Source organism: Variovorax sp. GW460-12-1-14-LB1 (genome assembly GCF_059423605.1).
In genome coordinates this window covers 81,986-94,085 of the sequence record NZ_JBWKYF010000009.1, presented here as the reverse complement: position 1 = coordinate 94,085, position 12,100 = coordinate 81,986, and the positions used below count along the sequence as shown (strand labels likewise).

Sequence of the window (12,100 nt, the reverse complement as noted above, 5' to 3'; positions counted from 1 at the left end):
TCAGCGCGCCTCCGCTGCGACGGCCATGCCGAGCCGGTCCATCCACACGGCCAGCGCCTGCTCGTCGGCCGAGCCGGCGCGGTAGACCTCGCGCATGGCCGCGTGCGATTCGGGCCGGTGCTGGTTGAGCTTGATCTTGCATTGCAGCGCCGTCACGTGCAGCTCGAAGCCCATGATGCCGGCCAGCATCTTGCGCTGGAACTCTTCGCCGAGGTCCTTCCATTGCTGGGCGTAGGCCGGCTCGTGGTCGCCGATGAGCTTCTTGAGCAACGCGTCCTTGGCCTCGGGCGTTTCGACGAGCCGGGCTTCGACGGTGCAATGGACCGCGAGGTAGTTCCACGTCGGCACCCGCGCCAGGTCGGGATAGACCGAAGGCGACAGGTAGGCGTGCGGGCCCTGGAACACCACCACCGCGCGCGGCCGCGCCTGCAGGTAGCGCCAGTGCGGGTTGGGCTTGGCGCAGTGGCCCAGCAGCACCAGCGCATCGCCCTCGCGCTGCTCGGCCACGATGGGCAGGTGCGTGACGAAGGGCAGGCCCTCGTCGTCGTTCGAGATCAGGTTGGCAAAGGGGTGGTCGCGCATGAGGCCCAGCGCGACGGCCGGGTCCTTGGCGTTGAACTGCGGAGGCATGTACATGGGGCGGGTTCCTCGTGGGGAGGTCCGATTGTCCCCGAGTCGCCCCGGCTTTCGGTGCAGCAGGCTACTTGGCGCGTGCCGCTTCGAGCTGCTTCACCATCGCGGTGTAGCCGCGCGCCTTTGCGAGCTGCAGCGGCGTGAGGCCCTGGCGGTCGGCCAGTTGCAGGTTGGCGCCGCCGGCGATCAGCGCGGCCAGCGTGCGCTGGTGGCGGGCGCCACCGTCGCCGAGCACGATCGATTCGATCACCGCCGTCCAGTGCAGGTTGTTCACGTGGTCCAGCGGCGCACCGGCCGCGACCAGCCGGCGCACGACCTCGTCGTGCCCCAGGTGCGCAGCGGCGATCAATGCGGTGCCGTCGTAGCGGCTGGTGACCTGCCCGGGCTTGGCGCCCAGTTGCAGCAGCAGCGTGAGCGTGGTCACGTCGTCGGCCACGGACGCGATGGTCACGGCGTCGTAGCGGTCGTCTTCGAGCAGGTCGATGTTCGCGCCCGCCTTGGCGAGCAGCGTCACAGCGTCGCGCTGGCGCGCGTAGGTGGCGACCTGCAGCGGCGTGCGGCCGCGCGCGTCGCGCACGTCGAGACTGGCGCCGGAGGCGATCAGGCTCTTGAGCTTGGGCAGGTCGCCGTGCCAGGCGGCGCGGTGCAGGCCTTCGTAGGCCAGCACTTCGGCGGCCAGCGGCGGCACCTGGGCCGCCGCGCCGGGCGCGGCGCTCCAGCCGATCGCGGCGGCGAGCACCGCCGACCAGAGACCGCGCGCCGTCATCAGAGCTGGCCCTTGACCTTCTCGAGCGCGGCGTTGGCGCACTGCTCGTCGAGGTGGCCGCCGGGCGCACCGCCCACGCCCACGGCGCCGATCACTTCGTTGCCCGACTTGATCGGCACACCGCCGCCCAGCAGCAGGAAGCCCGGCAGGTACACGAGGTTGGCGGCGCCGGGGTTCTTCTGGGCGCCTTCCATCATGGCTTGCGTGGGGCTCTTGGCCGAAGCCGAGGTCCAGGCCTTGCGTTCGCTCGACGACAGCGTGTGCGGGCCGGCGTTGTCGGCGCGCTGCACGGCGCGCACGGTGCCGGCGCGGTCGACCACGGTGGCGGCCACGTTGTAGCCGTTGGCGGCGCAGGCAGCCACGGTTTCTGCGGCGATCTGGTTGGCCAGCGCGAGCGAGATGTTCTTCTCGGTGCGAACAGCGGGGGCCGGCGTCTGGGCCTGGGCGACGGAAGCAGCGAGCAGAACGGCGAGGCCGCCAACGCGGATGATCGATTGCATGTGTTGTTTCTCCAGTGATGAGAGGGTTCGTGCCGGCCTGTGCCGACCACGGTGTCACTGTAAAAAATAAGGTCCGCTGCAACCATTCGTACGGCTACGCCCAGCCCTCCGTAGAACTACGGAGCGCCCTCTTCTCCTGCATCCGACGCCAGCACGGCATAGCGCCGGATCAGCTGCGCCAGCGAGTCGCAGTCGAGCTTGGCGAACAGGTTGGCGCGGTGGGTTTCGACGGTGCGCGGCGACAGCGCCAGCACGCGCGCGATCTCCTTGTTGGTGAGCCCCTGCACGATGAAGGCCAGCACCTCGCGCTCGCGCTCCGACAGCTGCGCCACCCGCTCACGCGCGGCGTTGTCGGCCTGCGAGCGCTCGCGCGTGCGCACATGCTGGCGCACGGCCTGCTGCAGGGCTTCGAGCAGTTGCTCGTCGTCCACCGGCTTCTCCAGGAACTCCGCCGCGCCGGCCTTGAAGGCGCGGCGGCACATCTCGACCGTGCCATGACCGGTCAGCATGATCACGGGCTGGTCGACGCCCTGCGCCACCAGCCGGTCGAGCACCGTGAGGCCACTGATGCCAGGCATGCGCACGTCCAGCACGATGGCGCCGACGCTCGCGCGGTCGAAGCCGTCGATGAAGGCCTGCGGATCGGCCCAGCCCTGCACGCGCAGGCCGACGGTGCCGATCAGCAGCGACAGGCTGTCGCGCACGGCCTGGTCGTCGTCGATCAGGTGGATCAGGGGCGATTGCGGCTGGTCGGCTGTGGTTGGCGTGGTCATGTCGAAGGTGCCACCAGCGGCAGCAGCAAGGTGAAGCGCGCACCGCGCGGCGAGGCATTGGCGGCGCTCAGGCTGCCGCCCATGCCGCTGGCCAGCGTTTCGCTCAGGCTCAGGCCGAGGCCCAGGCCGCCTTCGCGCGTGCTGAAGAAAGGTTCGAACAAGCGCGGCAGCGCCTCGGGCGCGATGCCGCGGCCGTTGTCGGTGACGGTCAGCACGCCCTCCTCGCCATTGCGGCCGACCGAAACCACGAGGCGCCGCTCGGCGGCGGGCACGAGGTCCAGCGCCTGCGTCGCGTTCATCAGCAGGTTGTGCACGATCTGCTCCAGCGCCACGGCCTCGGCCTGCACGCGCACGGGCGCCTGCGCGCTGGCGTCGAACTGGGCCGCCACGCCGTGGCGCGCGAACTCGGGCGCCAGCAGGTGCATGGCGCTGCGCACCACCTCCTGCAGCACCAGCGGCTTCACGTCGCCGCCGGCCTCGGGGCGCTCGATCACGCGGCGCAGGCGGCCGACCACGCCGGAGGCACGGCGGGCCTGCTCGACGGCCTGCCCCATCGCGTCGCGCGCGGTGGCGAGGTCGGGCGGGTCGTCGTCGAGCAGGCGGCGCGCGGCCTGGGCGTTGGCCAGCACGGCCGTGAGCGGTTGGTTGAGCTCGTGCGCCAGCCCGGCCGACAGCTCGCCCAACGCATTGAGGCGCGCCACCTGGCCCAAGCGCAGCAGCTCCTCCGCGCGGCGCCGCGCGATGCGCTGGCGCTGCGCGGCCCACAGGCCCGCCAGCAGCAGCGCCATCGCCACCGCCCAGCCGCCGATGGTGCGCCACGGCAGCTCGGCCCAGCCGACCTGGCGCTCGGCCACCAGCTCGAAAGGCTGGCTCGGCGACGCCAGTTCCTTGCTCAGGCTGTAGCGCCAGCCATGTTCGGCCGCTTGGCCGTGCTGCAGCACCAGCTGCTGGCCGTCGCGCTGCAGGACCAGGCGCACGGGACTGCGCTGCGGGTTCATCGGCCAGTCGCGCCAGGGCACCGAGCCGACGAGGTCGATCTCGAGCGCATAGCTCAGCGGCTCCGAGCCGATCACGAGCTGGTAGCGGCCGTGCGGCAGGTCGAGCACGGCCAAGTCGGCGCGGCGTTCGGCGCGCGAGCGGGCCTCGGCGGCGGCCAGCGCGTCGGCGTGTTCGGCATCGGGCCAGGACTCATCGGCCGCGCGCCGCTGCACGCGCAGGATCGACGAGTACACCGACGGCAGGCGCCGCTCGGGGTAGTCGGCGCCGGCGTTGGGCTCCAGCAAGGCGAGCGTGGCCAGCACGGCGTCGTACTGCACCACCTGCTGGCTCATGAGGCGGTGCGCGATGCGCGCGTCGGTCTCAAAATCCTGCTGGAGCCGGGTCAGCTCGGCGCGCGCGAACCACACGGCGCCGGCGGCCGTGAGCACCACCCAAGCCAGCCACCAACCGCCCCGCGTACGCAACCACTGTGTCATGGCGCGGATTGTGCCCGGCGCCGACGGGCCTCCCCGCTTGGCCGAAAATGCCGACCCAGACATGGCTGACGTGCAGGACTCCCTCTTTTCCGACCTCCCCGAACTTCCGCGCCCGGTTGAAGCGGCCGAAGCGCCGCCGCCTTCGCCGAAGAAGTCGCGCGGCGCCACCGTGAAGCCGGTGGCACCCGACGCATCGCTGGTCGCTCTCGCCGCCGAGTTGCCGCCGCAGCTGCGCCTGGGCACCTCGTCGTGGAGCTATCCGGGCTGGGCCGGCCTGGTCTGGGACGGCGACTACGCCGAAACCGTGCTCTCGAAGAAAGGCCTGTCGGCGCTCGCCCAGCACCCGCTGCTGCGCACCGTGAGCCTGGACCGCAACTTCTACCGCGCCCTCACGGCCAGCCAGTACGCGCGCTACGCGGCCATGGTGCCCGACGACTTCCGCTTCGTCGTGAAGGCCCCGAGCCTTGTCACCGACGCCACCGTGCGCGACGAAAGCGGCCGCGGCACGCAGGCCAACCCGGTGTTCCTGAGCCACGAGATCGCGCTGCAGGAGTTCGTGCAGCCGGCGCTCGACGGGCTGGGCCACCGCATCGGCGCGCTGGTGTTCCAGCTGAGCCCGATCCCCGCGCATCTGCTGGCCGACCAGCCTGCGCTGATCGCTCGCATCGGCGCGATGCTGGCGGCGATGCCCGACCTGAAGCCGACCGCACCCGACGCCGTGCTCGCCGTAGAGGTGCGCGACCCGCAGTTGCTGTGCCCCGCCTTCGCCGACATGCTGCGCAGCGTGGGCGCGACCTTCTGCATGGGCCTGCACGCGAAGATGCCGCCCATCGAAGACCAGCTGCCGATGCTGCGCGCCCTGTGGCCCGGGCCGCTGGTGTGCCGATGGAACCTGCACCGCCGCCACGGCCGCTTCGGTTATGAAGACGCCGAAAAGCTCTACGGCCCCTTCGACAAGGTGCTCGACCCCGACCCGGAAACCCGCGCCGCGCTGGCCAAGGTGATCGCGGGCACCACGGGCGCCGGGCAGAACGCCTTCGTCACCGTGAGCAACAACGCCGAAGGCTGCGCGCCGCTGACCATCGCCTCGCTCGCGCAGGACATCGTCGACCGGATAACCCGCTAGAACGCCCGCCATGCATTCGATCTCGTTCCGCCCGCTGCAATCCACGGATTTCGCGATGCTCCACGAGTGGCTGTGCCGCCCGCATGTGGCCGAATGGTGGACGCCCGTGCCGACGCTGGCCGAGGTCGAGGCCGACTTCACGCCGATGCTGACGCCCGACTCGCCCGACCGCGGCTACATCGCGCTGCGCGACGGGCAGCCCTTGGGATTCATCCAGTCGTACGTCGTGATGGGCTCGGGCGACGGCTGGTGGGAAGACGAGCGCGATCCGGGTGCGCGCGGCATCGACCAGTTCCTGGCTCAGGCGGACCAATTGAATCGCGGACTCGGCAGCGCGATGGTCCGCGCCTTCACGAACCAGCTGTTCGCCGACCCGGCGGTGACACGCGTGCAGACCGATCCGTCGCCGCGCAACGCCCGCGCGATCCGCAGCTACGCCAAGGCCGGCTTCCGCGCGCTCGGCGAAGTGGTCACGCCCGACGGGCCCGCGCTGCTGATGGTGCGCGAGCGCGGAGACTAGGTCGAAGACGGTGTCGCGTCGAGGTCGCACCACATGTGGACCTTCGACGAGAACGCGCCATCGAGCACGGTGGCCATCGGCTCGACGCCGAAGACCTGGAAACCGCAGCGCTCGTACAGCGCCTGTGCCGGGCGATTGCCTTCTGTCACCGTCAGTTGCACCACGCGCACGCCGTCGAGCGTGCGTGCATGCGCGAGCAAGGCCCGCACGAGTTGTCGCCCGGCACCCGCGCGCCGTGCCGATTCCGCCACCACCATGCCGAACAAGGTCGCCTTGTGCCGCGTGCGCTGCCGCGATTCGCGACCCAGCCCCGCCGCACCGATCAGCGCGCCGGTGGCATCGAGGGCGCCGTACACCACCTCGGCCGCGTCGGCGTCCGTGCGCAGGCGGGTCTCCCACCAGGCCGGCGGCAGGCTGGCGCGCTCCTCGACCGTGGAGGTGAACGCCTCGGGATGCCGCGCGTAGGCGTCGAGCATCAGCGCGCGGTAGGCCGGTGCGTCGGCGGCGACCAGGCGGCGAACGGTGGGAGCGGCTTCAGAAACGGGCACAGACGGACTGCCTTTCCTGCAACACCGCCTCTTGCGCGAAGCGCTGGCGGTAGGTGTCGATCAACGCGGCGATGGCCGTGTCGGCCTTCGCGTCGCGCGGGTGCAGCAGCACGACCAGCTTCGAAGGCTCGCGCACCACCTGCCCCGACGCACCGCGCCACTGGCCGGCGGCGTCGAGCACGGTGAAGCCTTGCGGAAAGGCCGGTGTGACGCGGGTGTCGAGAAAGTCGGCCCAGTCGGCGTCGGACACCTGACCACCCGTGGGGATGGCGCGGCCGAAATAGAGGGTGTCGCGCTCGAAGGCCTCGAAGCCCGTGGCGCAGTGGCCGGACGGCCCTGCGGCGCAACCTGCAAGCACCGCGGTGGCCAGCGCGCCCGCCATGCCTGCGCGAGACAGCCTGTGGCGTGCGACGCTATTCATGCCGGCCCTCGGTCTTGGTTCAGGCCTCGGGCGCGATCGACTCGGCGTACTCGTACAGCGCGCCCAGGATTTCCTCGCCGCGCTCGTCGGCGTTCTCGGACAGCGCATCGACTTCGCTGAACAGCGCCTCGATGGTGCGCGCCCCGCCCTCGCCCTTGAACAGGCGCGCCACGCGCAGCGCTTCCCAGCGCTCGGCTTCTTCCTCGTTCAGCGACTCGGGCCAGTTGCGCGCGCGGTAGCGGAAGAGGATTTCTTCGAGCCGCCCGTCGTCGAAGGCCACGCGCTCCTTGGCGAGCCCCTCGGGCGACAGCCCGCGCAGCTGGTTCAGGCGCCGGCGGTCGCCGTTGCCGACAAAACCGCCGTAGAGGTCTTCATCGACATCGGGCGTCGCCTCCTTCGGACGGGAAAAGACCTGCGACCAGATCGCGCTCATGTCGGGCAGGTCGCGCGCGATGGCGGCGTGGCGCATGGCGGTGTCCATGTCGACACCCCAGCGCTCGGCCATGGCCGGTGCCAGCGTGCGCAGGTTGCCGACCACCATCGGCGACTTGTTCAGGTGCACGCTCTTCATCGGCAGCCGCGTCATGCCTTCGGGCAGATCGGCGGTGCGCGTGAACAGGCGCAGGCGCAGCGTCTCGGCGTCGAGGTCGCGCAGCTCGCTCGGGTCTTGCGACAGGTCCCAGGCCAGCAGTTCGTTCTTGTTGGTCGGGTGGCTGGCCAGCGGCCACATCACGGCCAGGCAGCCGCGCTCGACCGGGAACATGCCCGACACGTGCAGGAAGGGCTTGGCGGTCTCGCGCATCGCGGGCAGGCCGAGCTCCATCGCCACGCGGTCCTTCTTGTGCAGGCCGAAGGCGAAGTCGAACAGCTTGGGCTGCTTGTCGCGGATGAGCCGCGCCAGCGCGATGGTGGCACGCACGTCGGACAGCGCATCGTGCGCCGACTCGTGCAGCAGGCCGTTGGCGCGCGCCAGGTCTTCGAGCTTGAAGCTGGGCTTGCCGTCTTCCTTCTTCGGCCACTCGATGCCGTCGGGGCGCAGCGCATACGTGAGGCGCACCACGTCGAGCAGGTCCCAGCGGCCGCAGTCGTTCTGCCATTCGCGCGCATACGGATCGATGAGGTTGCGCCAGAACAGGAAGCGCGTCACCTCGTCGTCGAAGCGGATGGTGTTGTAGCCCACGCCGATGGTGCCGGGCTGCGAGAAGGCCTGCTCGATGTGGGCCGCGAACTCGTGCTCGGGAATGCCGCGCTCCAGGCAGACCTGCGGCGTGATGCCGGTGATCAGGCAGGCCTCGGGGCTGGGCAGGTAGTCCGGCGCGGGCTTGCAGTAGATCATCAGCGGCTCGCCGACCTCGTTGAGCTCGGCGTCGGTGCGGATGGCCGCGAACTGCGAGGGACGGTCGCGGCGCGGCACGGCGCCGAAGGTTTCGTAGTCGTGCCAGAGAAAGGTGTGGTTCATTCAGAGCAAGGGAGAAAACAGTCGCGCAATGGCATCGCCGAGGCGGCGCCAGAAAGTCTGCGGGCGGTGGGCGCGCACGGCGCCGGAGCTGTGCAGGTCGGTTTCGAACTGCGCCGCCAGCGGCTGGGTCAGCGCGGGCCCGTAGACCACGGCGCAGACCTCGAAGTTGAGCCGGAAGCTGCGGTTGTCGAAATTGGCGGTGCCGATCATCGCGCAATGGTCGTCGACCACCAGCGTCTTGGAGTGCAGCATGCGTTCCTTGTACTCCCAGATCTTGACGCCGGCGGCGATCAGCTCGTCGAAGTACGAACGCGCGGCGGCGCTCACGATGGCCGAGTCGCTGCGGCGCGGCACGAGCAGCCGCACGTCGACACCGCGCAGCGCCGCACTGGTCAGCGCCATCAGCGCGGGCTCGCCCGGCACGAAGTACGGCGTGGTGAGCCAGGCCCGGCGCGTGGCCGAATGGATGGCCTCGACGTGCATGCGGTGGATGGCCTCGAACGCGTTGTCGGGGCCGCTGGTGACGATCTGCACCGGGATGTCGCCCGCCTCCACCTGGGGCAGCAGCGCGTCCAGGACGGCGTCGGAGCGGTGCTGCTTTTCGCCGGTGGCGTAGCTCCAGTCCTCCAGGAAGGTGGTCTGCAGCCAGCGCACCGCACTGCCTTCGATGCGCACGTGCACGTCGTGGTACGCGTCCTTGGGGTTGGTGCGCTTGTCTTCCTCGTCGGTGATGTTCACGCCGCCCGTGAAGCCCACGCGGCCGTCGCACACCACGATCTTGCGGTGGGTGCGGTAGTTGGTCACGGGGCGCAGGCGCCGGCCGATCTTGGTGTCGTGGAACAGCGCCACGTCCACGCCCGCCGCGTGCATCGGCGCCATGAACTTGCGGCCGATGCGCTTGGAGCCGAGCGCGTCGAGCAGCAGGCGCACCCGCACGCCGGACTGCGCGCGCTCGACCAGCAGGTCGCGCAAGGCGGTGCCGATCCGGTCAGGCTCGAAGATGTAGTACTCGAGGTGGATGTGGTCGCGCGCCGCGCGCACGGCCTCGAAGATGGCGTCGAAGGTGCGCGCGCCGCCCGAGAGCAACTCGACGCCCGTGGCGCTCGACACCGGCAGGCCGCAGGCGGCGGTGCCCAGCCGGGCCATCTGCTGCAGCGCCGGCGGCGCATGCTGCGAGGCGTCACGCAGCCGCGCCAGGTCGGCCTGCGCATGCGCGTTCGCGCGGTTGCGCAGGCGCTTGAGCCGCTGCTTGCGCAGCCGCTGCGGCCCCAGGAAGTAGTAGACGATGAAGCCCGCGAACGGCAGCAGCGCCAGCGACAGGATCCAGCTCATGGTGGACACCGGCGCGCGCTTTTGCATCACGATCCAGATCGACAGCACGGCGATGTAGCCGCTCCACGCCAGGGAGAGGCCGGTTTTCCATTCGTGGCTGAGTTCGGGGAGGATCAAGGCAAAAGCGGGTGAAGGCGGAGTGTTTTCAGCCGGCCCAAAGAAAAAGGCCAGCAGCGAATGCTACCGGCCTTTGACTGGGTTCCTCGAAGCGGCGGGATCAGCCCGTGGCGGCTTCCTCGGCTTCGGGCTTCGACTTGCCTTCCTTCTTCGGGATCGGCTGGATGTCGAGCAGCACTTCGTCCTTCTCGTCGAGGTCGACTTCGAGGCGACCGCCGTCGGTCAGGCGACCGAACAGCAGCTCGTCGGCCAGCGCACGACGGATCGTGTCCTGGATCAGGCGCTGCATCGGGCGTGCGCCCATCAGCGGATCGAAGCCCTTCTTCGCCAGGTGCTTGCGCAGCTTGTCGGTGAAGGTGACCTCGACCTTCTTCTCGCTGAGCTGGGTTTCCAGTTGCAGCAGGAACTTGTCGACCACGCGCAGGATGACCTGTTCGTCGAGCGCCTTGAAGTTGACGATGGCGTCCAGACGGTTGCGGAACTCGGGCGTGAAGAGGCGCTTGATGTCGCCCATTTCGTCGCCCGCCTGCCGCGCGTTCGTGAAGCCGATGGTCGCCTTGTTCATGGTCTCGGCACCCGCGTTCGTCGTCATGATGATGATGACGTTGCGGAAGTCGGCCTTGCGCCCGTTGTTGTCGGTCAGCGTGCCGTGGTCCATGACCTGCAGCAGCACGTTGAAGATGTCCGGGTGCGCCTTCTCGATTTCGTCGAGCAGCAGCACCGCGTGCGGCTTCTTCGTGACAGCCTCGGTCAGCAGACCGCCCTGGTCGAAACCGACGTAGCCCGGAGGCGCACCGATCAGGCGGCTCACCGCGTGACGCTCCATGTACTCCGACATGTCGAAGCGGATCAGCTCGATGCCCATGATGTAGGCCAGCTGCTTCGCCGCTTCGGTCTTGCCGACGCCCGTGGGGCCGGAGAACAGGAACGAACCGATCGGCTTGTCGCCCTTGCCCAGGCCCGAACGCGCCATCTTGACCGCGGAGGCCAGCACTTCGAGTGCCTTGTCCTGGCCGAACACCACGCTCTTGAGGTCGCGCTCGATCGTCTGCAGCTTGCTGCGGTCGTCGTTGCTGACGTTGGCCGGGGGAATGCGCGCGATCTTCGCCACGATTTCCTCGACCTCGGTCTTGCTGATGGTCTTCTTGCGCTTGCTCGGCGGCAGGATGCGCTGGGCGGCACCGGCTTCGTCGATGACGTCGATCGCCTTGTCGGGCAGGTGACGGTCATTGATGTACTTGGCGCTGAGCTCGGCCGCAGCCTGCAAGGCCGCCACGGCGTACTTCACGCCATGGTGTTCCTCGAAGCGCGACTTCAGGCCCTTGAGGATGTCGACGGTTTCCTGCACCGACGGCTCGACCACGTCGACCTTCTGGAAACGACGCGACAGGGCCGCGTCCTTCTCGAAAATGCCGCGGTATTCCGTGAAGGTGGTGGCGCCGATGCACTTGAGCTGGCCGCTGGAGAGCGCCGGCTTGAGCAGGTTCGACGCGTCGAGCGTGCCGCCCGAGGCTGCGCCCGCACCGATCAGGGTGTGGATTTCGTCGATGAACAGGATGGCGTTCGGCTTGTCCTTGAGCGACTTGAGCACGCCCTTCAAGCGCTGTTCGAAGTCACCGCGGTACTTGGTGCCGGCCAGCAGCGCACCCATGTCGAGCGAGTAGACCTGCGCCTCGGCGAGGATCTCGGGCACGTCGCCCTGGGTGATGCGCCATGCCAGGCCTTCCGCGATCGCGGTCTTGCCCACGCCGGCCTCGCCCACGAGCAGCGGGTTGTTCTTGCGCCGGCGGCACAGGATCTGGATGACGCGCTCCACCTCGTATTCGCGGCCGATCAGCGGATCGATCTTGCCGTCCTTGGCGAGCTGGTTGAGGTTTTGCGTGAACTGCTCGAGCGGCGAGGCCTTCTCGTTGCGTTCACCGCCACCCTCTTCGCCTTCGCCCTGAGGCGCTTCGCCGCTGCCCTTGACGGCTTCCGGCGGATCGCTCTTCTTGATGCCGTGGGCAATGAAGTTGACCACGTCCAGGCGGGTGACGCCCTGCTGGTGCAGGTAGTACACGGCGTGCGAATCCTTCTCGCCGAAGATCGCGACCAGCACGTTGGCGCCGGTGACTTCCTTCTTGCCGTTGCCGGTGGACTGCACATGCATGATCGCGCGCTGGATCACGCGCTGGAAACCCAGGGTGGGCTGGGTGTCGACATCATCGGTACCCGCCACCTGGGGCGTGTTGTCCTTGATGAAGTTGGTGAGCGACGCCCGAAGGTCGTCGACGTTCGCCGAGCAGGCGCGCAGAACCTCTGCGGCGCTCGGGTTGTCCAGCAAAGCGAGCAGCAGATGTTCCACGGTGATGAACTCGTGGCGTTGCTGCCGGGCCTCGACGAAGGCCATGTGCAAGCTGACTTCCAGTTCCTGGGCAATCATGTGATTTC

The 12,100-nt window shown here is 69.2% G+C and carries 12 protein-coding genes; 2 read left to right on the top strand and 10 right to left on the bottom strand.

Going from position 1 to position 12,100, the window contains the following annotated elements:
- The 5 genes from AC07Y4_RS07170 to AC07Y4_RS07150 all read right to left on the bottom strand — a co-directional run bounded on the left by AC07Y4_RS07170 (position 1) and on the right by AC07Y4_RS07150 (position 4,147).
- Complete coding sequence (locus AC07Y4_RS07170; RefSeq protein ID WP_307583574.1) at positions 1 to 636, bottom strand: FMN-binding negative transcriptional regulator; 636 nt, start codon at positions 634 to 636, stop codon at positions 1 to 3.
- Between the two features lie 64 nt (positions 637 to 700).
- Positions 701 to 1,399, bottom strand: a complete 699-nt coding sequence (locus tag AC07Y4_RS07165; RefSeq protein ID WP_070060562.1) for an ankyrin repeat domain-containing protein — start codon at positions 1,397 to 1,399, stop codon at positions 701 to 703.
- A complete protein-coding gene (locus AC07Y4_RS07160) occupies positions 1,399 to 1,899 on the bottom strand; it encodes a GlcG/HbpS family heme-binding protein (protein ID WP_056581174.1) in 501 nt (166 codons plus the stop codon). The genes AC07Y4_RS07165 and AC07Y4_RS07160 overlap by 1 nt, the downstream gene beginning before the upstream one ends.
- A gap of 116 nt (positions 1,900 to 2,015) precedes the next feature.
- Complete coding sequence (locus AC07Y4_RS07155) at positions 2,016 to 2,672, bottom strand: response regulator transcription factor (RefSeq protein WP_095745220.1); 657 nt, start codon at positions 2,670 to 2,672, stop codon at positions 2,016 to 2,018.
- Positions 2,669 to 4,147, bottom strand: coding sequence for a sensor histidine kinase (locus tag AC07Y4_RS07150; protein WP_095745219.1), 1,479 nt, complete (start codon positions 4,145 to 4,147; stop codon positions 2,669 to 2,671). The genes AC07Y4_RS07155 and AC07Y4_RS07150 overlap by 4 nt, the downstream gene beginning before the upstream one ends.
- Before the next feature lie 61 nt (positions 4,148 to 4,208).
- Between AC07Y4_RS07150 and AC07Y4_RS07145 the strand changes: the two genes are divergently transcribed.
- Together AC07Y4_RS07145 and AC07Y4_RS07140 are read left to right on the top strand one after the other, a co-directional pair.
- Positions 4,209 to 5,273: a DUF72 domain-containing protein gene (locus AC07Y4_RS07145; RefSeq protein WP_487847023.1), complete on the top strand. Its 1,065-nt coding sequence runs from the start codon at positions 4,209 to 4,211 to the stop codon at positions 5,271 to 5,273.
- Between the two features lie 10 nt (positions 5,274 to 5,283).
- Positions 5,284 to 5,793, top strand: a complete 510-nt coding sequence (locus AC07Y4_RS07140; RefSeq protein WP_487847024.1) for a GNAT family N-acetyltransferase — start codon at positions 5,284 to 5,286, stop codon at positions 5,791 to 5,793.
- Here the strand turns inward: AC07Y4_RS07140 and AC07Y4_RS07135 are convergent.
- The 5 genes from AC07Y4_RS07135 to clpA all read right to left on the bottom strand — a co-directional run bounded on the left by AC07Y4_RS07135 (position 5,790) and on the right by clpA (position 12,092).
- Entirely contained in the window at positions 5,790 to 6,341 is a 552-nt protein-coding gene (locus AC07Y4_RS07135; RefSeq protein WP_487847025.1) for a GNAT family N-acetyltransferase, read from the bottom strand. The genes AC07Y4_RS07140 and AC07Y4_RS07135 overlap by 4 nt on opposite strands.
- Positions 6,328 to 6,762, bottom strand: a complete 435-nt coding sequence (locus tag AC07Y4_RS07130; protein ID WP_487847026.1) for a DUF3574 domain-containing protein — start codon at positions 6,760 to 6,762, stop codon at positions 6,328 to 6,330. Before AC07Y4_RS07130 ends, AC07Y4_RS07135 begins: the two co-directional genes overlap by 14 nt.
- 19 nt (positions 6,763 to 6,781) lie before the next feature.
- Positions 6,782 to 8,221, bottom strand: a complete 1,440-nt coding sequence (gene sbcB, locus AC07Y4_RS07125) for an exodeoxyribonuclease I (RefSeq protein WP_095745215.1) — start codon at positions 8,219 to 8,221, stop codon at positions 6,782 to 6,784.
- On the bottom strand, positions 8,222 to 9,670 hold the full coding sequence (cls, locus tag AC07Y4_RS07120) for a cardiolipin synthase (protein ID WP_487847027.1): 1,449 nt from the start codon (positions 9,668 to 9,670) through the stop codon (positions 8,222 to 8,224).
- Between the two features lie 100 nt (positions 9,671 to 9,770).
- Positions 9,771 to 12,092 (bottom strand): ATP-dependent Clp protease ATP-binding subunit ClpA, encoded by a 2,322-nt coding sequence (clpA, locus tag AC07Y4_RS07115; protein WP_062471453.1) that lies wholly within the window; start codon positions 12,090 to 12,092, stop codon positions 9,771 to 9,773.
- Positions 12,093 to 12,100: the final 8 nt, after the last annotated feature.

Coding starts and splice junctions, on each gene's coding strand:
- AC07Y4_RS07170 (WP_307583574.1), bottom strand. CDS start 636: ATGTACATGCCTCCGCAGTTCAACGCCAAGGACCCGGCCGTCGCGCTG.
- AC07Y4_RS07165 (WP_070060562.1), bottom strand. CDS start 1,399: ATGACGGCGCGCGGTCTCTGGTCGGCGGTGCTCGCCGCCGCGATCGGC.
- AC07Y4_RS07160 (WP_056581174.1), bottom strand. CDS start 1,899: ATGCAATCGATCATCCGCGTTGGCGGCCTCGCCGTTCTGCTCGCTGCT.
- AC07Y4_RS07155 (WP_095745220.1), bottom strand. CDS start 2,672: ATGACCACGCCAACCACAGCCGACCAGCCGCAATCGCCCCTGATCCAC.
- AC07Y4_RS07150 (WP_095745219.1), bottom strand. CDS start 4,147: ATGACACAGTGGTTGCGTACGCGGGGCGGTTGGTGGCTGGCTTGGGTG.
- AC07Y4_RS07145 (WP_487847023.1), top strand. CDS start 4,209: ATGGCTGACGTGCAGGACTCCCTCTTTTCCGACCTCCCCGAACTTCCG.
- AC07Y4_RS07140 (WP_487847024.1), top strand. CDS start 5,284: ATGCATTCGATCTCGTTCCGCCCGCTGCAATCCACGGATTTCGCGATG.
- AC07Y4_RS07130 (WP_487847026.1), bottom strand. CDS start 6,762: ATGAATAGCGTCGCACGCCACAGGCTGTCTCGCGCAGGCATGGCGGGC.
- sbcB (WP_095745215.1), bottom strand. CDS start 8,221: ATGAACCACACCTTTCTCTGGCACGACTACGAAACCTTCGGCGCCGTG.
- clpA (WP_062471453.1), bottom strand. CDS start 12,092: ATGATTGCCCAGGAACTGGAAGTCAGCTTGCACATGGCCTTCGTCGAG.